The organism is Marinobacter piscis (genome assembly GCF_007671655.1).
Classification (GTDB): Bacteria; Pseudomonadota; Gammaproteobacteria; order Pseudomonadales; family Oleiphilaceae; genus Marinobacter; species Marinobacter piscensis.
Genome location: NZ_VCGX01000004.1, coordinates 231514 through 252047, shown reverse-complemented (window position 1 = coordinate 252047; position 20534 = coordinate 231514). Strand labels below are relative to the sequence as shown.

Sequence of the window (20534 nt, the reverse complement as noted above, 5' to 3'; positions counted from 1 at the left end):
CTCCATTATTTTAGCTTCTTGTCGTTAAGTGCCAGTACAGATGCGTAAATATCACGGACGTTTCTGGCAAACTGTTCCACTGAAAAGTCCCGGGCGAAAGCCTGAGCCTGCCCGGAAAGCGTGTGTCTGAGGTCATCATCTTCCAGCAGGCGCTTTACCTGAGCACACCACTGGTCCAGCCTTTCCGGGGTCTTAAAACCATTAAACCCCTGGCGGACAACATCGTCAATGCCGCTGGAGCGCACGGCAACCACGGGGAGGCCGGCAGCCATGGCTTCCAGTATGACCATGCCCTGGGTTTCAGATTTCGAGGCGAACAGGAACGCATCTCCCAATCGATACCACACAGCCATCTCCTCCGGGGCAATCGCTCCGACAAGGGTCATGCCAGCTTCAAGGCCCAGTTTTCTGATCTTGCGTTGCAGGCGGTCTTTCTGATGACCCTCGCCAATCATCAGGAAGTGAAACGGCCGGGATGTTGTTTTTTGCAACGAACTTATGGCCTCAATCATGAAGTCGATGTTTTTTTCGTTCGACAGTCGCGAGACGCTGATGAAAACAGTTTTGTCACCAAGGTTCAGTGAGTGTCGCAGTTGTTCTGTTTCTTCCTCCGTCACTGCTTGAAAACGTGTGTACTCAATTCCTGTCGGCTGCACAAAGGTGGGGGTTTTTACACCAATCATCCGCAGGTACTCCTCGGTGGAGTCGGTCGGCACGATAACGCCATCGCACTTGTTGGCAAAGCGTCTGATCAGAGCGTGGGAAATAAGGTTACGGAAAATCAGCCCCGGCAGAGGTACAAAGTGCGCATAATGCTCCAGTCGGGTGTGGTAGGTATAGATAGCCGGAACCTTGAGCCGGCGGGCCAGGAACAGGCCCAGGGAGCCCAGCCAGAACGGGTGGTGCAGGTGGATAATGTCCGGCTGAAAAGCGCGCACCTGTTTGCGGATCTGGCGCAGAAAAATATTGGCCAGCCGGAACTCCCGCTTCTCGCCCATGGTCAGCAGTGACGGTACCCGGACGACCTGTTTTTCTGCTTCTGGCTGGTCTTTGTAGCTGGGCGCCACAACCAGCAGTTTGTCCCCCAGAGCTTCCAGACCACGACGGAGCCGTGCAATGGAAATAGGGACGCCGCCAATGAACGGTAAGTAGTTATTACTGAACATGGCAACCCGCAAGGGCTTTTCCAGCCACGGAGTCGGGTCCAGATCATAGTCCGGATAGTAGTCTTTGCCGACAAAAATAATGGAGTAAAGTTTGATCGTGATGGCGGCGAATACGGCAACAATAAGAATGAAGTTCAGGTAGCCGGAATAAAACAGCGAGTACACAAAAAGCCAGAGGCTTTCCAGGCGCTTCAGAACCGGGTGCTGGCCCACATTGAGAGGTCTGAGGCTATGGCTGACGCCACCATCCGGGCTGACATTCACCTCTACGTAATGGTAGAAACTGGTGTCATTATTCAGCACAAGTCCGCCCGCGCCGCCTGTGGTAATAAAGAGGGTGTTCCCTCGCTGTGCCTCTGAGTAGAGGGACAGATTGGCAGAAAAAACAAGGTCAATGTTGTGTCTGCTGATGGTATCCAGAAGCGCGCTACGGAACTCGGGCGGGGCAAGGAAGTCGTCGGGCTGATCGAACAGGGCCTCTTCTTTGGGTTTTAGCGGCGGATGGCCGATAAACAGAATTCTGGCTTCCGAGGAATCCTGGCTAAGCAGGTCACTCAGCCACCGGATTTGCCATCGCCAGGGGGTTTTTCCGGTACTGTCGAGAAAAATCAGTCGGCTGTTGCCTGCCTGAATACTGTAGAAATGTGGCCCGAAGTGGTCGTAAAAACGAAAACTGCCAAAATCGGCATACTCATTGTCGCCGAAGGTAAGCAGGTACGGAATGTTCAGGTGGCTGAGGCTGCCGTATAGAGCCCGGTATTTATCCTCGCCGCCACCACTGACCGCGTTGCCGGCTGACACCAGAAAGTCGATACCGGAGGCGTTCAGTTCAGGAATAATGCGTTCTTCAAAAATGCCGACGGAGTTGTTGATATTACCAACGACGGCAAAGCTTACCGGGTCGTCGGCGGAAATGCTTTGCTGGATCTGTTCCACCTGTTCGGTGTGTACCCCGGCGAAGTCTTCTTTAAAGAAGTTCAGATAGGTTTTGTAACCCACGAGAAGAATGACGGTCAGCAGGCAGAGGTAGAATAGCAGTGTCAGTGGGTTGCGAAGAATCATCCCGGTATCCTGCGCTTTTTGAACAGTTCCCGTTGCAGCACAATCAGACCTATGATCATGCCCAGGTAAATAGTGACCAGTCGCCAGCTTACAATCACCAGAATCAGGTGGTTCCCTGAAAGGATGCCGCTGAAGAAGCTGCCAAAGACACCCTCTGAAATACCGGAAGCGCCGGGCGTTGGCGAGAAATACATAATAAACGTTGTTACCACCAGTAAGCCCACAGAGACCAGATAATCCACATCGTACCCCAGGCTATGAATCAGCAAAGCCGGGAAACTGAACAGGCTGAGAAGAAACACAGCGGTGAATACGACGGAAAGCGCTACAAACACCGGGTTGCCCTGCAGGTAATCCCGGAAGCTGCCGGAAAAGTGCAGCATCTCGCGCAGCATCCGGAAGTGCCAGCGCTTGTGGCGCTCATTGCTTATAAGATGCCAGCGATTCAGAGTACTGAGTAAAGCACTGAGTGGCCCTAAAAGCCAGCGGGTCCGAAACAGCAGGATAATAAAAAAGATCAGATACAGCACAATGAAAATGGCCAGTAAAAAGCCAAGATCGCCCGTAATGGTTTTGCCATCAAAGGCATCCAGTGTCAGCAGGAAAACCGGAGTAAGGGTGAATATGAACAGCACAGCCAGTACGGTTCTGATGGTCGTGGCTGCCGTGGCTGTACCTACCGGAACACCGTGACGGTGAAGAAACCAGATTTGCGCAAAACCGCCCCCCGTGGCCATGGGCGTTACATTAGAGAAAAAGAGGTTAATAAAAACCAGGCGAAACAGGCGCGCAAAAGATAAGCGGTGTCCGAGCGCCCGCAGAGTGAAGTGCAGACGTAAGCCGTCAGCGCTGAAATATACGAGTAATAAACCGGCGATGGCTGCCAGCGTGTCCGGGGCCAGCAGCCGCGCGTCAAAACTGATACTGCGCCCTGCAAACCGGTCGTACACAGCGTAAAGGCCAGCTGCCGTCAGGAGCAGGAAAAGCAGGCTGAATAATATCAGCCGGCGTGCAGAGGTTCTTTGCTGGTAATTGGTGTCTGTATGATCCGTCATGAGCTGCCCGTTAGTGTTTGACGGGCAGTTTACAGGACACTAGTGGCCATAAACCATCATGGACGCATCGGTAGCGACAGTCGTTTAGCGGGATCAGGGAACAGCGCTTCACGGAGATGAATGGCTCCACCTTGAAATTTCCGGGAATCAGGCGCATGTATATGGTCTGAACTTCGTAATTAAAGGGAAATTCCATGCCCAAACATTTCGAGCAAGCCCCGGGCCTGCATAATGCGGCAGTTCCGGAAACAGAAGGCTATGTATTCAACCAGACCATGCTGCGAATCAAAGATCCGGAGCGCTCCATGGATTTTTATACCCGGGTGATGGGGATGCGGCTGGTGCGCAAGCTGGACTTTCCGGAAATGAAGTTTACGCTCTATTTTCTGGGTTACCTGGATGATCGCCAGGCCAGCAGTGTGCCTGTGGACGACAGCCATCGAACCACGTTTACATTCGGGCGTGAAGCCATGCTGGAGTTGACCCATAACTGGGGCACTGAAGACGATAAGGATTTTTCGTACCACAACGGCAACGATGAGCCACAGGGATTCGGCCATATTGGTGTTGCAGTGCCGGATGTGTACGCTGCCGCTGAACGTTTTGAGAGCCTGGGTGTTGAGTTCGTCAAAAAGCCGGACGATGGCAAGATGAAAGGGTTAGCTTTTATCAAGGACCCGGATGGCTACTGGATTGAGATACTGCAGCCGAACATGCTTGAGAAACAGCGTAAGGACGGTTAACAGCACTGTTTGTCCGGTGTCGCCATTCCGGGTGGCACCGGTCAGTCACCACTTCGACCTCAAGTCACAGCCTCTCCCACCGGAATCGTCTGGGTATTCTTGATTTCACGCAGAGCGAAGTTGGAGTTAACCTGCGCGATGCCCTGCAAAGTAAAGATCTTTTCGTTCAGGAAACGATCATAACTGACCATATCCGGGACTATGACCCGCAACACGAAATCGGCATTTCCGGTAACCGCGAAACACTGAAGCACTTCCGGATAGCTGCTCACCTGCCGTTCGATCTCCGCCGTACTGTCTATGGTATGCCTTTGCAGTGACAGGTTTACCAGTACGCACAGCCCCAGGCCAATACGCTCCGGTGCCAGGTGTGCGCTGTAGCCCGTTATGACGCCAGACTCCTCAAGGGCTCTTACCCGGCGCCAGCAGGCTGCGGGTGACAGGCTCACCTGTGCGGCCAGTTGCTGGTTACTGATCCTTCCATCCCGTTGCAGTACCTCAAGGATACGTTGATCCAGTTTGTCGAGCTCAACGTGTTTCATTTGGTAACACCTGATTTTTGTCAAAGGAAATTTGGCATCCATTGTTGTTTATCAAAGACTCTTTCGCAATTTAATCCAACTCCCGTTCAATAAGAAAGCACCTTTTGTAAAATTCCTTCTAGACTTTTGTCATAAAATCGACAAAAAAGGAGTACCGTCATGTCCACCGATAATCCCCGGACCGACAAGGTACAGTTGGACGACTACAAGCTTGAAGATCGTTACCTGCGCGAATCCGGCCGGGTGTTCCTTACAGGGTCCCAGGCCCTGGTTCGGATTCCTCTGATGCAGGCGGCGCTGGATCGCAAGCTGGGGCTCAAGACCGCAGGCATGGTAAGCGGGTATCGAGGTTCACCGCTCGGCGGTTACGATCTGGAGCTGTGGCGGAGCAAGACACTGCTGGATGAAAACAGCATTGATTTTATTCCTGCAATCAACGAAGACCTTGCAGCAACCATCATGCTGGGCACCCAGCAGGTTGAAACAGACGAAGACCGGCAGGTGGATGGCGTATTCGGCATCTGGTACGGCAAGGGGCCGGGCGTTGACCGCGCCGGTGATGCCCTGAAACATGGCACCACCTATGGCAGCTCTCCCCATGGGGGTGTGCTTGTGGTTGCCGGTGACGACCATGGGTGTGTGTCGTCTTCTATGCCGCACCAGTCAGATGTGGCATTCATGAGCTTTTTCATGCCTACCATCAATCCGGCTAACATTGCCGAGTATCTGGACTACGGACTTTGGGGAATTGAGCTGTCCCGTTACAGCGGCTGCTGGGTGGGTTTCAAGGCTGTCTCGGAAACGGTCGAAAGTGCAGCCTCGGTGGAACTGCCACCGCTCCCGGAGTTCGTCACGCCCGATGACTTTACCCCGCCGGAAACCGGTCTGCACTATCGCTGGCCGGACTTGCCGGGCCCCCAGCTGGAAACCCGCATTGAACACAAGCTGGCTGCAGTGCAGGCGTTTGCCCGGGCCAACCCGATTGACCGTTGTCTGTACGACAACGATAAAGCGCGCTTTGGCATTGTGACCACCGGCAAAGGCCACCTGGATTTGCTGGAAGCACTGGAACTGCTGGGTATTGACGAAGATCGTGCCCGGGATCTGGGCCTGGACATCTACAAAGTGGGCCTGGTGTGGCCCATTGAGCGCCGGGGCATTCTCAGTTTTGTTCACAGCAAGGAAGAAGTGCTGGTTATTGAGGAGAAGCGGGGCATTATCGAGAGCCAGATCAAGGAGGCCATGTCGGAGCCGGATCGCCCGGGTGAGGTTCTTATTACCGGCAAGCAGGACGAAGTGGGTCAGCCTCTGATCCCCTATGTGGGTGAGTTGAGCCCCAAACTGGTTGCCGGGTTTCTGGCGGCCCGGCTGGGTCGTTTTTTTGGCGAGGATTTCAGCGAACAGCTGGCAGCCATCAACAACATGAGCAACGCGGAAGACCCGGGCGGTGTGAAGCGCCTGCCGTATTTCTGCTCCGGTTGTCCGCATAACACATCGACGCATGTGCCTGAAGGCAGTAAAGCGCTGGCAGGCATCGGTTGTCATTTCATGGCGTCCTGGATGGGGCGTAACACAGAGTCGCTGATCCAGATGGGCGGCGAAGGCGTCAACTGGATTGGCAAGAGTCGTTACACCGGAAATCCCCATGTGTTCCAGAACCTGGGCGAGGGCACCTACTTCCATTCCGGGTCCATGGCCATTCGTCAGGCCATTGCCGCAGGCATCAATATTACCTACAAAATCCTGTTCAATGATGCGGTTGCTATGACCGGTGGTCAGCCTGTGGATGGTCAGATCACAGTGCCGATGATCGCACAGCAGGTAGCGGCCGAAGGTGTGCGCCGGGTTGTCGTACTCAGTGACGAGCCGGAGAAGTACGACGGTCACAAGAAAGAGTTTCCGGAAGACGTTACTTTTCACGACCGTACGGAACTGGACAAGGTACAGCGGGAACTGCGTGACATTCCCGGCTGCACAGTGCTTATTTACGACCAGACCTGCGCGGCCGAGAAGCGTCGCCGGCGCAAGCGAAATCAGTACCCGGATCCGGCAAAGCGGGCGTTTATCAACCATCACGTGTGCGAAGGGTGTGGTGACTGTTCTGTGCAGTCGAACTGTCTTTCTGTGGTCCCTCGGGAAACAGAGTTGGGTCGCAAGCGCAAAATTGACCAGTCCTCCTGCAACAAGGATTTCTCCTGCGTCAATGGCTTCTGCCCAAGTTTTGTGACCATTGAGGGTGGCCAGCTGCGCAAGTCCCGCGGTATGGATACAGGCTCTGTGCTGACCTCCAGGCTGAAGGATATCCCGGACCCGGTGCTGCCGGAACTGACGGGTTCCTATGATGTTCTGGTTGGTGGTGTTGGTGGCACAGGCGTTGTAACCGTGGGGCAGCTGATTACCATGGCGGCCCACCTGGAGTCCCGTGGCACCTCAGTGCTGGACTTCACCGGTTTTGCCCAGAAGGGCGGTACCGTGCTCAGCTTTGTGCGTATGGCACCCTCGCCAGACAAGTTGCACCAGGTTCGTATCAGCAGTGGCCAGGCTGATGCCGTCGTTGCCTGTGACCTGGTGGTGGCATCGTCCCAGAAAGCGTTGAGCGTTCTGAGGCCGGATCACACCCGTGTGGTTGCCAATGAGGCGGAGCTTCCCACCGGCGATTATGTGCTCTTCCGTGACGCAGACATGCAGGCCGACAAACGCCTGGATCTGATTCGCGATGCTGTAGGGGAAAATAATTTCGCGCGGCTGGATGCCAACGGCATAGCTGAAAAACTGATGGGCGACACAGTGTTTTCCAACGTGATGATGCTGGGGTTTGCCTGGCAGCGTGGGCTTTTGCCTCTGTCGCAGGAAGCGTTAATCAGGGCCATTGAACTCAATGGTGTAGCGGTTGAGCGCAACAAGGAAGCCTTTGGCTGGGGACGTATTGCAGCAGTGGATGTGAAGGTTCTGACGGATCTTCTGGATACGGGTGAAGCAAAACCTGTGGAAGTGAAAGCTGAGCCTGGCCTGGACTCGCTGATTGCGAGTCGCCATCAGCACCTTGTGAACTATCAGAGCCGCCGCTGGGCAAACAAATACACCGCACAGGTAGAACAGGTGCGGAAGGCTGAGGAACGGTTAGGTGAGAGCAACTATTTGCTGACCCATGCGGTTGCAAAGCAGTTATACCGGTTTATGGCCTACAAGGATGAGTACGAAGTGGCTCGCCTGTTTGCCGAAACAGACTTCATGAAAGAAGTGAATAACACCTTTGAGGGGGACTTCAAGGTTCACTTCCATCTGGCGCCGCCCCTTATGAATCGCGGCACCGATGCCCAGGGTCGGCCGAAAAAGCGCCAGTTTGGTCCCTGGATGTTCCGTGTATTCAAAGTGCTGGCGAAGTTCCGTGTGCTGCGTGGCACTGCCATTGACCCATTCAGCTATTCCCCCGACCGCAGGATGGACCGGGCCCAGCTGCAGGATTATCAAAAGCTGGTGGAGCGCATTGTCCACGAACTGGATGCCAGCAATTACGACACCTTCCTGCAGTTGGCAGAGCTGGCTGGTGAGATACGGGGCTATGGGCCGGTACGTGAACAGGCTGCAGAAGCCGTTCAGGAAAAACAGTCGCAGCTGACCAAAGCTCTGGATACAGGGCGCCCGACACTGATCAGAACCGCACAGGCAGAAGAAAAGGAGGCAGATCATGTTTGAGGGGCTGGAACAGTTACCCCAGGATCCCATTCTGCAGCTTATGCAGATGTATCGTGACGATAGCCGGCCCGGCAAAGTCGACCTCGGCATTGGTGTTTATAAAGATGACGCGGGCAACACACCCATTATGGCCTCAGTACACGAGGCCGAGCGGCGGTTGCTTGAAGGTGAAACCACCAAAAGCTATGTCGGCCCGGCCGGATCTGCCGGTTTTAACGAAGCCATGGCGCGGTTGATACTGGGCGACAACAACAGCCTGATTCGTGATGGCCGCACCTCGGTTATCCAGACACCGGGTGGTTGCGGCGCTCTGCGTATGGCGGCAGAGTTTTTTCACTTGTGTCAGCCGGATACCACGGTTTGGGTAAGCACACCCACCTGGGCGAATCATATGCCGTTGCTGGGCGGTGCGGGCCTGAACATTCGTGAGTATGCCTATCTTGACCGCGAAACCTTGACGGTTGATTTCCCGGCCATGCTCGAGTCCCTGGAATCCGCCAGGGCCGGCGATGTTGTCCTGCTTCATGGGTGCTGTCACAACCCCTCCGGCGCTGATCTGACTGCAGATCAGTGGCAGGCCGTTACGCAATTGATTCAACGCAAAGGTTTGCTGCCTTTCGTGGATATGGCGTACCAGGGTCTGGGTGAGGGGCTTGACCCGGATGCTGCCGGCTTGCGTTACCTCGCCAGCCAGGTACCGGAAATGGTTGTTGCCGCGTCCTGCTCCAAGAACTTTGGTCTCTACCGGGAACGGACGGGTGCGCTGATGCTGATCTCGGAAACCCGGGCCATCAATACGGCGGCAACCAGCCAGTTGCTGAGTGTGGTGCGTTCACACTACTCCATGCCTCCGGCGCACGGAGCCGCTATTGTGGAAACCATTCTGGATGACGACGCCTTGCGCGCGGGCTGGCAACACGAACTTGGCAGCATGTGTGAGCGCATTCTTGGTTTGCGTCATGCTTTTGCGGATGCCCTGGCACCCGCCGGTGATTTTGGCTTTATTGCGCGGCAACGGGGCATGTTCTCGTTTCTGGGAATAACACCGGACCAGGTTCGTCAGCTGCGTGAAGAGCATGGCATCTACATGCTGGAGAGCAGCCGGGTGAACGTGGCCGGGCTGAATGCGCAAGTGTTACCGGGTGTGGCTCAGGCTATCAACAGCGTTCTGTAGGCACCTACCAACCCCCTGATAAACCCTGATTAAAGCCCCTTATACAGGGGGCTTTAATATTTCATCATCCGACAAAAACAACTATTCGGAGAACGCAATGAGCGAGGCAGTACATCCCCACCAACAGGCCAGTAATCTCTGGACCTCAAAAATGGCGTTCATTCTGGCGGCTGCAGGCTCTGCCGTCGGGCTTGGCAATATCTGGAAGTTTCCCTACATCACCGGTGAAAATGGCGGTGGTGCCTTTGTACTGGTTTATCTTGCCTGCATATTCCTTATCGGGGTACCGGTTCTGATTGCAGAAATCATGATTGGTCGCCGGGGCGGGCAAAGCCCGGTTGCAAGTATGCGCACCCTGACCCGGACCGAGGGAACATCCAAAGGCTGGCGCATCATCGGCTGGAACGGTGTATTGGCCTCGTTTCTGGTTCTCTCTTTTTACGCCGTTATCGGTGGTTGGGCGCTGGTTTACATAGGTAAAGCTGCGGTCGGTATGTTCGTTGGTGCGGATGCTGAAGCCATAGGCGGGCAGTTCAATAACCTGCTGGCGAATCCGTGGGAATTGCTGTTCTGGCACACAGTCTTCATGGGCATTGTTGTCTTTATTGTTGGCAAGGGTATCCGCTCCGGCCTTGAAAAAGCCGTTAACATGCTGATGCCCCTGTTATTCGTTCTGCTCATTGTGATGGTGTTCTACGCCATGAACAGCGGCAGCTTTGACCGCGCGGTCAGCTTCATGTTTTCACCCGATTTCAGCCGCCTGACCACCGAAGGCGTTTTAACCGCTCTGGGGCACGCAGCCTTTACTCTCAGTATCGGCATAGGCGTTTTGATGGCTTATGGTTCCTACCTGCCTAAAAACATCAATATCGCACGAACGGCCATGACCATTGCCGTGCTGGATACCAGTGTGGCTTTGCTTGCCGGTCTGGCGATATTTCCACTGGTATTCGCCAACGGCCTTGAAGCCGGTGCGGGGCCAGGGCTGATCTTTGTGACTCTGCCACTGGCCTTTGGGCAAATGGGCGGCGGCGTAGTGTTTGGGGCTATCTTCTTTGCGCTGTTGCTGGTGGCCGCCATAACGTCAGGGATTTCCATGCTTGAGCCGGTTGTTGAATGGCTTGAGGAGCACAAGGGTGCAAGCCGGGTTAAAAGCGCCGTGGGGGGTGGTGTTGCTGTCTGGCTTATCGGTATAGGCACCGTGTTGTCCTTCAACCTGTGGAGCGATATTCACCCGCTGGGCTTTATCAGCATGTTTGAAGAAAAAACGGTGTTTGATCTGCTCGATTTTCTTGTTTCCAACCTGATGATGCCCCTGGGTGGACTGGCAATCGCCCTGTTTGCAGGCTGGGCCATCCGCCGTGAAGGACTTGCAGAAGATATTGGTTTGCAGGGTGGTGCGTACAAGGCATTCATGGTTGTACTGAAGTTCGTAACGCCGGCAGGCATCGCGGTCGTGTTTCTTTATAATCTGGTCTGAGATCTATGGGTTATATTTCACCCCGAACGCTCACCATAACGCGACGCTACAACAACCGCCGTGGTCAGAATTATCGCGCCTGTAATTCCAACAGGCCCCAGCGTCTCCTCTAATAAAAGCCACGCCAGCAACGCAACAAATAACGGCTCCAGTGTGACAATAATACTGGAAAGCGTAGCTGGCGTGGTCTTCATGCCTGCAAAGAAACTCAGATAGCCAATGCAGGTAGGTACAATGCCGATAACAGCAATCATTGCCCAGTGCCGCACCTCAAGTTTGCCAATACCGTCAAAGCCCCCGCTCAGCAATACAACCGGAAGCAGGATGAGGGCTGCGGTAAAGAAGCAAATGAAGGCGGTGGTGAATACAGGGGTGCCTGCCGAACTGTACCGACTTGTCAGGGTAAAACCCGTGTACACAGAAGCCGCCAGGAGTGCCATGAGAATGCCCGCAAGACGCAGCCTGCCACTTGTGTCCATGTCACTGATAACCAGCATGGCGGTACCGGCAATTGCAGCGATCAGTGCAATAACGGTTAGCAGACCCGGTTTCTCGCCCAACAAAGGGGCAGCCAGAAGCGCGACCATTACCGGAGGCAGGCAGAGCGCGATCAGAGTTGCGATGCCCGCGCCCGTCAGGTCGACAGCTATGAGGTAACTGCCCTGGTAAACGGCCTGGAACAACCCGAGTGCTGCCAGAGGGGCCAGTGATTTGAGGCTCAGCTGTCGAAGGGAGCTGTCAGGTGGGTTCGGAGTGGCGCTGAGTTTCTGAACCTGCTGCTGCTCTCGGCGCATCAGTATCCAGAAAAACGGCAGCGCAATGGCCAGTCTGAGAAAGGCCAGCGTGATGGCTTGCAGCTCAGTCCCGGTAAACAGGAATTTGGCAACGATTCCGGTGGTTGCCCAGAGCAGGGCTGCCAGGGCAATGAGCAGGGCGCCTCGAATCATTCAGTAACCAAGAAGGTCAGTTTGAGAGAGTCCTGAGGTTAACAGAGCATGTATAGGCATGCCACAGGGCCGCCATAGTGAAAACAAAACGAGTGTAGAGACCATGAGAGCTGGAAGCGGCGACTGAAAGCCGCCGCCCGGAAAACGGATAACGCTTGTGTGCGTTATTTTACCGCAAGACGGTCCGCATTTTTTTCAATCGTACGGGCGCCAATGCCTTTAACATTGGAAAGGTCTTCCGGTGCTTTGAAGGGGCCATTCTCTTCGCGATAGGTGATGATGGCTTCGGCTTTGCTCGCCCCTATACCATCAAGGCTGGACAGGGTAGCTGCGTCGGCACTATTGATATTTATAGCGGGCTGTTCTGCATAGGCAAAACCGCTTACCAGGCTGAATAACAGAACGAGAGTTGCAAAGAAAGGTGTGCGCTTCATGTATACATGACTCCTGAGGCTCAAATACGTCGTTATGGTTATGAGTCAGAGCGCAAGGCACCAGAAGTAAGGTGTTCGGAATCAGGCAAGTATTAGAAAAGCAGTGCACGGGGCAAGAGCCAACATCCGTGTGACTCTTGCAACCGTGGCTGACCCCCGCCCGATCCTTCAGGCTGTGGCTCATCCTGAGCGCTTCATCCCTGAGCCAACATTCCTTGATGGCTTGTCATCCCTGACACTGCTTATTCTAGCGAATAGAGAATCCGGGTATATGGGAGATTGTCCCGAAGGCGTGTGAGATATTTCCTACAGTTTGCGTAAGCACTTGGCTTATAAGAAAAAGCGATGACTTATAGCGAGTGCCCCAATAATCCTAAAACGCCAAGAGCGATCAGGTATCCCGCAACAATGAAGTTGAGCAAACGGGGGAAGGCCAGAATAGCAACGCCGGCTCCCAGGCTGATTAAAGGGGCGAGTTCCAGGTGAAGTGTCATAATTGATCTCTCAGTTTGGTTATCGGGGCACGCCAGTTGGCGGCCCCGGCTATGTTATCGGTGCGCCTCAACCTCGGTAGCAGAGACGGGCCCGGCGTCATTGCCCCAGCGACTGCGCATGAACGTCAATAAGTTCGCAACTTGTTCATTGCTCAGTTGCCAGGCGTATCCGGGCATCAATCGCTGAGTGTGGCCGGGGCCGCTCACCGGGCTTTCCACACCATCAAGAACAACCCGGATGACAGAACTCGGGTCTGTTGCATTTACCGTAGGGTTCCCGGCAAGCGTTGGTGTGACATCCGGGTAGCCCGAACCGTTGCTCGTGTGACACGTTGAACAGTACTCATTATATAACTCAGCGCCGTTGAGCGTGGGCTCATCAACGTTGGTCGCAATACTATCCGGTGATGGCGATAAGCTTTTCAGGTAGACACCAATAGCCAGCAGGTCTTCATCTGTGAGATGTTGTGTGCTGTGGCGGACCACTTCACCCATAGAACCGGATACGCTGACCTGCCCGCCCATGCCGGTTTTGAGCAGCGTCGCTATCTCGTCGGCGGAGAGAGCACCAATGCCCGTCTGCCAGTCACCATGAAGGCTGGTGGCCCACCAGCCGTCAAGCTGGGCGCCCGCCAGGAAGTCCTCGTCCTTTTCACTCAGACCTTTCTCCTGAAAGGCCAGGCCTCGGGGAGTGTGGCAAGAGCTACAATGCCCGGGGCCCTGAACCAGGTAGGCACCGCGGTTCCACTGCTCGGTTTGTGATGCGTCGGCTTCATAGACACCTTCTTCCAGAAACAGGCTTTTCCAGATGTTCAAAGGCCAGCGCATGCTCAGTGGCCACGGGATGTCAGACTCTTTATTTTCCTGGTTCACCGGATCAACAGCGTCCATGAAGTACGCGTATAACGCTTCGATATCCGGATCGGTCAGCTTCGTATAGCTTGTAAAAGGCATAGCAGGGTACAGCGGGCCATCGGGAGACTCTCCCTGACGCACAGCAGCAGCGAATTGTTCCAGGCTGTAATTACCAATGCCCGTTTCCGGGTCCGGCGTAATGTTTGTTGTGTAAATGTCCCCTACAGGCGTTGGCATCGCCAGGCCGCCGGCAAACGCTTTGCCGCCCGGGGCTGTATGGCAGGCGACACAGTCGCTTGCCTTGGCAAGATATTCCCCTTGCTGTATCAGCTCTGCGTCGGCCGCAATTGCTGAGCTTGCGAACAGGCAGGTTGTCAGTACCAGAGCATTTGTTTTAATCACGGCTTACCCCTCCTGGCCGGTCAGTTCATTTACGGCGCGCCATGCTTCGTCGATTGCGGCGTGCATATATGGACTCCATGCCGCGTCGGAGTTGGCGATGGCAATTTGACCATGTCGCTTGCGTGCCTGATTAATAGTGCGTTCCGCTGATGCTTCTGTGTCAAACAGGCTGGTTTCTTCATAGCTGTAGCCATGAGACCAGCGATTAACCGTAATGGCTTCAATAAGTGGTTCCAGCTCTGTGTCGGAGATACCAAGAATTGCACTTAACTGACTACGGATTTCCTGCTCCATTTCGGCGAATGAACGTCCCAGAAGTTCGGCTCTGCCCATCCGCATTTGCTGACGTACATCGAGGCCAGTATTGGCAGCAGTTGGTACTTGTACCATGTGAACAACAATCGGCTCATCAGGTCCGGAAGCGTGGGTGTAGCCACCCATGTTTACCGGGTAATCCAGCTTTACCAAACTGTACGGTGCTGTGGGCGAATACAGAGTGTGAACGCCAAGCTTCTTGAATGCATGCCAGTTCTTCAGCAGCACTTTGCTATAAACGAGCGGTGCTTTGACGTTTTGGTGCAGAGCTTCTTTCTGCGTTGCCGGCAAAGAAGGCACCATGGAAGGTATCATCATGTTGTAACAGGCAAGAATGCTTTGACGGCCCTGGACACGGTGCAGTTTGCCATCATGCAGGTAGCCAACATCAACGGGGCCATTGGGGTTGTCTACTCTGACAACCGTACTATTCAGGCGTAGCCGGATGTTATTTGAAGGGTTGTCGAGTTTGCTGTAGTCAAACTTTGCCATCACGATGTCTTCCATCGTGTTACCTGATGCGACGCCAGGAATCATGTCTCTTACCAGCAAGCGTGCGACCGAGGCATTGCCATCCGGGAAATGGTAGATATAGGGATCGTTGATTTCTGCCTTTACGGCTTCCCCGGGCTCCGGTAGCCCCATGGCACTCAATCCGGGGTAGCCGTACTCATGCGCATCTATGGCTGCAATTGAATCTATCCCGTAACCAAAGAACTCCGTGCTGGTCGCGCGGAAGTACAACAAGGCGCTGTCACTCAATCCTGCGATATCTTTGAGGAAATCCTGGTAGCTGATGGTGCTTAAATACTCCACCTTTTCATCTACCGACATGTCTGACAGATAAGCGGGAGGATTGATATGGAGCGTCACCAGAGCGTCAATGTCGTCCGGTGGCAGCGGGAAATCACGAATATACTCTTCCAATGAGCGGGAGTTCAGCAGATCCGGGCGAAGCTCATCGGCCACACCCATTTCAGGGCTGCCTCCCACCACTTTGTTAACACCAAAGTGATCTGCATCGAAGAAAGCCCCTCGACTCATTCCTTGTTGGTAATAGTAATCACGATCGAAGTATTGTTTAAAGCGTGATATGTCCACCCCCAGGCCTTCAAGCAACTTGTTCACCTGGTCGCTAAACAGAGAGTCCGGTGACTGGAATGACTCACTGCCGCCGTATGTGAGAACGGTGTTGCCATTCACGTTAAACTCATTACGTTTGGCGTGCCCGCCGAAATCATCGTGATTGTCCAGAATCAGGATTTTTGCATCCGGGTTTTGCTGCCGGTAAAACCAGGCGGCGGCAAGGCCGCTGATGCCAGCACCCACCACAACCATATCGTAGTGTTCTGTCACCTTGAGGCCACCCAATGCAAACCTGTGGCCTTCACGGGACATTTTGTGAGCGGCTTCAAATGATCCGGGGTGGTTGCCCCTCATACCCGTGCGCAAGGGCGGGTATTGATTTTGTGCCTGGGGATCGGCACGAAGTAAGCTCAAGGGGGTCATTCCGGCGGCGATGGTAAGCGCTACGCCGTTCAAAAAATCCCTGCGGGAAATAGCCATTTAAAAACTCCGGTCACAAAGGGAGGCGTAAAAGTTCAGTGTGCATAGATAGGTGGCGAATGATAATCGTTGCAAGGTGATTTGTCACAGCTGCTTTCAAAACAGACCTATCTGGGGCTGCTCTTCGTTAAACTGCAGCGCTTCTGCGCCACTTACACGGTGGCTCAAAAGATCAGTCCAGATTTCTGTGAGGCTCAGAGCATCGCCAATATCGGGCATGTGCAGGAAAAAATACGGTGGTTGTCCCTGTTCGATCCACGAACCAACCCGTTCGACCCAAGGCGCCAGGTAATGCCGGTTGACTTGCAGATCGGGATGACCAATGTACCGGATAACCGGAGGTGCATCACCCGGGAGCAGGTGTACAGGCACCCTGGGTTTTTTACGCTGGGCTTCAGTGGTGATTGTATCCTCCGGCGCCGCCGCAAATAGGGCCCGTGTATCCATGCACACCCGGGCGACACCACGTTCCCGAAGCCCCCGGTTCAGAGCTCTTTCTGCATCGCCTTTACTGAAGAACGCAGCATTGCGCACTTCAACAGTGCAAGTGAGAGGTGCTGGCAGGGCATCAATGAATTGCCACAGGTTGGTCAGGTGCTCAGGCCCGAATGCGGCGGGGAGCTGTAACAGGAAGGGGCCCAGTACATCTTCTAACGGCTCAATAACATTCAGGAAATCCCGTGTCGCCCCATCGACCCCGGATAATAGCCGGTCATGGGTAATAGCCCGGGGGAACTTGAGCAGGAAGCGAAAATGGTCTGGTACCTGCAGACGCCACTGCTGGCATTGCTCCCGGCTGGGCGTGGCGTAAAAGGTTGTGTTGCCTTCAACACAGTTAAACACCTGGCTGTAGCGCTCCAGAGGAGTTCTGCCATTTGGAAGCCCACGGTTCCATGCAGGGTGTTGCCACTGGGGGCAGCCAAGATAATACGGAAGTTTCATGAGTCCACGCTGTTGCGATTTGGCGGTCTGTTGGCAGACGTTTGATTGCCGTTCTGTTGATGGATGGGGCATTATACCTGAGTCACGAAACGTCAGTCGCCGGGAATGGCTTTAGGGGGAGATTAGTGGGTCATTTTTTAGAAATGATTGCCCAGGATGGAGTTTTTTTGCTGCGCCTGCTGGTTGCCATGATCCTAGGCGGCCTGGTTGGCATGGAACGCCAGTCGCGGGGTCGGGAAGCTGGCCTGAGAACCAATATCTTGGTTTGTCTCGGCTCTGCAGCCGTGATTGTGGCCTTCCAGAAGCTGTCATCCGAATTCAGTGTTGATGCAGACTCTGTTATCCGCCTGGACCCGGCGCGGGCGGCTGCGGGTGTTATTACCGGGATTGGTTTTCTGGGCGCTGGCACGATTGTTAAGAGCCAGGATTTCGTTCGGGGCTTGACCACGGCTGCCTCTATCTGGTCGGTTGCTGCCATTGGGGTAACGGTCGGGCTTGGTGAGTATGTGATTGCGATTGCGGTGACGTCTCTGGTGCTGATTGCGCTTTACGTGTTGCACCGACTGCCCTTCAGAGGCGACCGGTATGCGTCACTGGAGCTGAAATGGACGGGCAGCTTTGACCTGCTGGCAGAGATAACCAGCATGCTTGAGGAGCAAGGGGTAAAAATAAAGAACCACAGCGTCTCTCGCCAGCCAAAAGCCGAAAGCTGTCAGGCAACGCTGGTTCTGCGGCTCAACAAAAACGAACGTGATATGGAATTGTTCGGACGTTTTCAGGCAGATACACGGTTTGATGAAGTGGGGTGGAGTTAACGCCGTTTTAGTGACGATGAAAGAGGAGGCGGTTACGACCACTCACAACAGCGATCCCATGGCTCATGGCGCGCAGTAGCATCAGCAGTACGGGCGCCAGCAGCCACAATAACCAGCTCCCAATATAAAATGCAGGGATCAACAACAGCAGCCAGCCCACGAACTGCACCAGAATCGGGGCGTAACCCAGAACATCCGCGACACCTGCAAACACATCGTTGATGATACTCGGGTGTGTGATCACCAGGTAGCCGGCTCCAACTACCAGCGGCCATTTCGCATAGCGGGCGCTGCGCAGAACCATTTTCCCACTGCGTGTAACCCGTGCGGCCAGAGCCGCCGAGCGAGTGCCCCGGCTGGCTCCTTTGGTGGCAACTGCTGCGGTACGCCCAGCACGGAGCACCTTTGCAGCACTCGCAAATATCAGCACATCCACCGACGCCCAGCCCACATCCCCTGCGCCGATGGTCTCGCCGGAGCGGTAACGGGTTTCCAGGTTACGAATGCCACTGGCGAAGAACTGGTTCACGCCTTCCAGTACCCGCTCGGTCGCTATCCATTGCGTAGCACCTTGTTCATCTACAATGAACTGGCCCAGAAAGTCATGGCCTTCGCTCTGAATAAAGTTGACCGCGTACCAGCCGCGTTCTTCAGGTGACAGTTTTTCGCGTTTATCCGAGGGTGAAGTTTCACTGCCTGACTCTTCCGGCGTGTCAGTAAAGAGGCGTTTGGCCGCCTGATACTGACGGGATGCCTTGTTCATCCATTCAATGGTACTGATGGGTTGGCGAACAAAATGCTGGATGGGAGGCAGAATGTCCTCACCATAGCGCCTCAGAACATCCCGAAACTCCGGCCTGGACGCATAAAGCGGAAACAGGGACCGGGCCATGTCGGGATAACGCACGAATGCAGCCTGAGCCTTCAGCAGCAGAAGGGGATCATCGGACATATCCAGCAGTATCGCCTGGATCTCAACAGGCTCCTGCTTTATGCCAGGAAAATCATCGAGCACATCATCGGCATGAATGTTAATCAGCTTATGCTCAATGGGAACCGGTTGGGCTACAGTACTGATGATCACTGCCATCAGCGCGGCCATTGCACAAATCAGGAGTAGCTTTTTCAAAGGATCACCCGCGCCATTCGACTGTTCATACTCACCAGTCTAGCGCGAACAGAACATCTCCTCCCACAGCTGAATAAATAAGCCCTATACCCAACAGCAATAAAAGATATCGAGATTATGCTTTATTGCTGGTCCCGGTTATAAATCCATAATTCAGTTGGAGAACCAGTCGCGCTGAATACGGCCGTTTTTGAAGCGATACATTGAGAGCCCAAGACGCAGATCCTGGCCGCGCGCATCTTTGACAAAGCCGGTGTCTTTTCCGAGAGAGTGCAGGAATGCGTCAGTCAAAACCAACACGCCATCGATGAACCACCAGAAGCCAAGGCCTCCAATGGTAAGGCCCTTGGCGATACCGGATTTCCACTTGCCGAGGTAGAAGCGGTCGACACCGAAGATTCCGAGGAACATTGCCAGAACCAGGGTTATCAGGCGGTTCTTTTGGCTGGAGTGGTTAAGGTTTGAAGTGTGCATGTTTTCCTCCTTGAAAACTTGTTTTAGATGAGGGTTGGTGTAGTTTTTGCTCTATCCCTAAATTGGGGGGGTAGTGAAGGATCGGAGTGTCGACCAGCAATTCCTCAGATTTTGCTTGCGCTTCTTTGATCTACTCCAGTATCTCCTTACTACGTCCATCCTGTCGGTATTCCTTCGCTAGCTAGAACATAGCTATTGCACCCTGAGGCGACTATTACTAGAGCCGAAAAGCAGATAGCTTTCCGGAAACGACCAAACTTCCGTATAACCAAAGTTAGTTCACCGGTTCAGGGCTGTTAACAACGCAGCGGAAGCCGTTGCCCGAACTTTCGATATGCGCGCCTGCTCTGGCAAATACGGTTCCGCCTCCGCCCATGTGATCTCCACGGCCTGCCCAGTCTCTAACGGTTTTTTCGGGTTTATCCTGATTGCTTGGCTTTGCTGGGCCACTAGGGTTATTTTCAGGTGCGTGTTCGTAGAAGTCTTCCTGGAACCAGTCTCGCGTCCACTCGGCCACGTTCCCAGTCATGTCGTAGAGGCCGATGGAGTTGGGGGGATAACTGCCTACTGAGCGACGCTCGAACTTAACCGATGAGTGCATCAGGGTATTACCTGACGGCGGGATTGATGGGTCTACATATTCCTTTGGTCGACGCAGATATGGATCTTTTTCAATAGTGCCAGAGTCAGTCGCGTAGGGAACATTCTTTCCGCGACTACGGGCCGCATATTCCCACTGTGCTTCAGTAGGGAGTGCAAACGGCAGCCCGGTTTGCTCCGCCAACCAGGCGCAATAGCCTTCCGCCTCTCCGTAATTGGGGGCTCGAGCGGGCTTGCGATAGTAATTGGGTGATAAAGGATCGTCCGTTGCTTTTATATACTTCTTAAAGATGAAGTCGTCTGCATACAGATGGGTGCGGTCAAGCGCTTCATAGTAGACGCTCATTTCCTCCCATGTAGTCTCGTAACGAGAAATGGAATAACTATCGATACTGACTTCAACGGCTGGGCGGCTGAAGGCCGTGAGCGTCACATACGGTGAACCATTTGGGCGGCCCACATCTCCAAGTATAAATTTACCGCCTTTGACAAATACCTGATTTTCAATGGCTTGTGTTGCTATTTTCTGCGCAGCCTCAGACTCAACCTTACCGTTTAACAGTCCACCGCATCCTGCAGTCAGCGCTGGTACTGTAAACAACCACACGGCACGGATTCGGACAACTTTTAACATCAATACACT

17 protein-coding genes are annotated in these 20534 nt (G+C 54.1%); 5 read left to right on the top strand and 12 right to left on the bottom strand.

Going from position 1 to position 20534, the window contains the following annotated elements; translation table 11 throughout:
• Positions 1-5: 5 nt before the first annotated feature.
• Together FFI95_RS14310 and FFI95_RS14305 are read right to left on the bottom strand one after the other, a co-directional pair.
• Positions 6-2228: a glycosyltransferase gene (locus tag FFI95_RS14310; RefSeq protein WP_144823636.1), complete on the bottom strand. Its 2223-nt coding sequence runs from the start codon at positions 2226-2228 to the stop codon at positions 6-8.
• On the bottom strand, positions 2225-3283 hold the full coding sequence (locus tag FFI95_RS14305; RefSeq protein ID WP_144823635.1) for a lysylphosphatidylglycerol synthase transmembrane domain-containing protein: 1059 nt from the start codon (positions 3281-3283) through the stop codon (positions 2225-2227). The genes FFI95_RS14310 and FFI95_RS14305 overlap by 4 nt, the downstream gene beginning before the upstream one ends.
• 194 nt (positions 3284-3477) lie before the next feature.
• On the opposite strand from FFI95_RS14305, the gene gloA reads away from it, so the two are divergent.
• On the top strand, positions 3478-4026 hold the full coding sequence (gene gloA / locus FFI95_RS14300; RefSeq protein ID WP_144823633.1) for a lactoylglutathione lyase: 549 nt from the start codon (positions 3478-3480) through the stop codon (positions 4024-4026).
• A 59-nt stretch (positions 4027-4085) separates the two neighbouring features.
• On the opposite strand, the gene FFI95_RS14295 is transcribed toward gloA, so the two are convergent.
• Positions 4086-4568, bottom strand: a complete 483-nt coding sequence (locus FFI95_RS14295) for an Lrp/AsnC family transcriptional regulator (protein WP_144823631.1) — start codon at positions 4566-4568, stop codon at positions 4086-4088.
• A 159-nt stretch (positions 4569-4727) separates the two neighbouring features.
• Between FFI95_RS14295 and FFI95_RS14290 the strand changes: the two genes are divergently transcribed.
• The 3 genes from FFI95_RS14290 to FFI95_RS14280 all read left to right on the top strand — a co-directional run bounded on the left by FFI95_RS14290 (position 4728) and on the right by FFI95_RS14280 (position 10918).
• Entirely contained in the window at positions 4728-8264 is a 3537-nt protein-coding gene (locus FFI95_RS14290; RefSeq protein WP_144823629.1) for an indolepyruvate ferredoxin oxidoreductase family protein, read from the top strand.
• The gene (locus FFI95_RS14285; protein WP_144823627.1) at positions 8257-9438 is read left to right on the top strand and encodes an amino acid aminotransferase; all 1182 of its coding nucleotides are present in this window, start codon (positions 8257-8259) and stop codon (positions 9436-9438) included. The genes FFI95_RS14290 and FFI95_RS14285 overlap by 8 nt, the downstream gene beginning before the upstream one ends.
• A gap of 97 nt (positions 9439-9535) precedes the next feature.
• A complete protein-coding gene (locus tag FFI95_RS14280; RefSeq protein ID WP_144823626.1) occupies positions 9536-10918 on the top strand; it encodes a sodium-dependent transporter in 1383 nt (460 codons plus the stop codon).
• A gap of 17 nt (positions 10919-10935) precedes the next feature.
• On the opposite strand, the gene FFI95_RS14275 is transcribed toward FFI95_RS14280, so the two are convergent.
• From FFI95_RS14275 to FFI95_RS14250, 6 genes are all read right to left on the bottom strand, one after another.
• Positions 10936-11865 carry a DMT family transporter gene (locus FFI95_RS14275; protein WP_144823624.1) on the bottom strand — a complete coding sequence of 310 codons (930 nt, stop codon included), beginning with the start codon at positions 11863-11865 and terminating at the stop codon, positions 10936-10938.
• 164 nt (positions 11866-12029) lie between these two features.
• On the bottom strand, positions 12030-12299 hold the full coding sequence (locus tag FFI95_RS14270; protein WP_144823622.1) for a ComEA family DNA-binding protein: 270 nt from the start codon (positions 12297-12299) through the stop codon (positions 12030-12032).
• Between the two features lie 350 nt (positions 12300-12649).
• On the bottom strand, positions 12650-12793 hold the full coding sequence (locus FFI95_RS14265; RefSeq protein ID WP_144823620.1) for a DUF3096 domain-containing protein: 144 nt from the start codon (positions 12791-12793) through the stop codon (positions 12650-12652).
• Between the two features lie 54 nt (positions 12794-12847).
• Positions 12848-14050 carry a cytochrome c gene (locus tag FFI95_RS14260; RefSeq protein WP_218975820.1) on the bottom strand — a complete coding sequence of 401 codons (1203 nt, stop codon included), beginning with the start codon at positions 14048-14050 and terminating at the stop codon, positions 12848-12850.
• Positions 14051-14053: 3 nt separating this feature from the next.
• Positions 14054-15931 carry an NAD(P)-binding protein gene (locus tag FFI95_RS14255; protein ID WP_144823619.1) on the bottom strand — a complete coding sequence of 626 codons (1878 nt, stop codon included), beginning with the start codon at positions 15929-15931 and terminating at the stop codon, positions 14054-14056.
• A 96-nt stretch (positions 15932-16027) separates the two neighbouring features.
• A complete protein-coding gene (locus FFI95_RS14250) occupies positions 16028-16873 on the bottom strand; it encodes a DUF72 domain-containing protein (protein ID WP_144823617.1) in 846 nt (281 codons plus the stop codon).
• Between the two features lie 125 nt (positions 16874-16998).
• On the opposite strand from FFI95_RS14250, the gene FFI95_RS14245 reads away from it, so the two are divergent.
• Entirely contained in the window at positions 16999-17688 is a 690-nt protein-coding gene (locus tag FFI95_RS14245) for an MgtC/SapB family protein (RefSeq protein ID WP_178975131.1), read from the top strand.
• Between the two features lie 7 nt (positions 17689-17695).
• Here the strand turns inward: FFI95_RS14245 and FFI95_RS14240 are convergent, their stop codons facing one another.
• From FFI95_RS14240 to FFI95_RS14230, 3 genes are all read right to left on the bottom strand, one after another.
• Positions 17696-18817, bottom strand: coding sequence for a hypothetical protein (locus FFI95_RS14240; protein ID WP_144823614.1), 1122 nt, complete (start codon positions 18815-18817; stop codon positions 17696-17698).
• A 153-nt stretch (positions 18818-18970) separates the two neighbouring features.
• Positions 18971-19291, bottom strand: a complete 321-nt coding sequence (locus tag FFI95_RS14235; protein WP_144823612.1) for a TM2 domain-containing protein — start codon at positions 19289-19291, stop codon at positions 18971-18973.
• A gap of 274 nt (positions 19292-19565) precedes the next feature.
• A complete protein-coding gene (locus FFI95_RS14230) occupies positions 19566-20525 on the bottom strand; it encodes a formylglycine-generating enzyme family protein (protein ID WP_144823611.1) in 960 nt (319 codons plus the stop codon).
• Positions 20526-20534 lie beyond the last annotated feature (9 nt).

Excerpts from the sequence above, each read along its gene's own strand:
- FFI95_RS14285 (WP_144823627.1), top strand. The coding sequence starts at position 8,257 with ATGTTTGAGGGGCTGGAACAGTTACCCCAGGATCCCATTCTGCAGCTT.
- FFI95_RS14230 (WP_144823611.1), bottom strand. The coding sequence starts at position 20,525 with ATGTTAAAAGTTGTCCGAATCCGTGCCGTGTGGTTGTTTACAGTACCA.
- FFI95_RS14255 (WP_144823619.1), bottom strand. The coding sequence starts at position 15,931 with ATGGCTATTTCCCGCAGGGATTTTTTGAACGGCGTAGCGCTTACCATC.
- FFI95_RS14280 (WP_144823626.1), top strand. The coding sequence starts at position 9,536 with ATGAGCGAGGCAGTACATCCCCACCAACAGGCCAGTAATCTCTGGACC.
- FFI95_RS14270 (WP_144823622.1), bottom strand. The coding sequence starts at position 12,299 with ATGAAGCGCACACCTTTCTTTGCAACTCTCGTTCTGTTATTCAGCCTG.
- gloA (WP_144823633.1), top strand. The coding sequence starts at position 3,478 with ATGCCCAAACATTTCGAGCAAGCCCCGGGCCTGCATAATGCGGCAGTT.
- FFI95_RS14265 (WP_144823620.1), bottom strand. The coding sequence starts at position 12,793 with ATGACACTTCACCTGGAACTCGCCCCTTTAATCAGCCTGGGAGCCGGC.
- FFI95_RS14295 (WP_144823631.1), bottom strand. The coding sequence starts at position 4,568 with ATGAAACACGTTGAGCTCGACAAACTGGATCAACGTATCCTTGAGGTA.
- FFI95_RS14250 (WP_144823617.1), bottom strand. The coding sequence starts at position 16,873 with ATGAAACTTCCGTATTATCTTGGCTGCCCCCAGTGGCAACACCCTGCA.
- FFI95_RS14235 (WP_144823612.1), bottom strand. The coding sequence starts at position 19,291 with ATGCACACTTCAAACCTTAACCACTCCAGCCAAAAGAACCGCCTGATA.
- FFI95_RS14290 (WP_144823629.1), top strand. The coding sequence starts at position 4,728 with ATGTCCACCGATAATCCCCGGACCGACAAGGTACAGTTGGACGACTAC.
- FFI95_RS14310 (WP_144823636.1), bottom strand. The coding sequence starts at position 2,228 with ATGATTCTTCGCAACCCACTGACACTGCTATTCTACCTCTGCCTGCTG.
- FFI95_RS14305 (WP_144823635.1), bottom strand. The coding sequence starts at position 3,283 with ATGACGGATCATACAGACACCAATTACCAGCAAAGAACCTCTGCACGC.
- FFI95_RS14275 (WP_144823624.1), bottom strand. The coding sequence starts at position 11,865 with ATGATTCGAGGCGCCCTGCTCATTGCCCTGGCAGCCCTGCTCTGGGCA.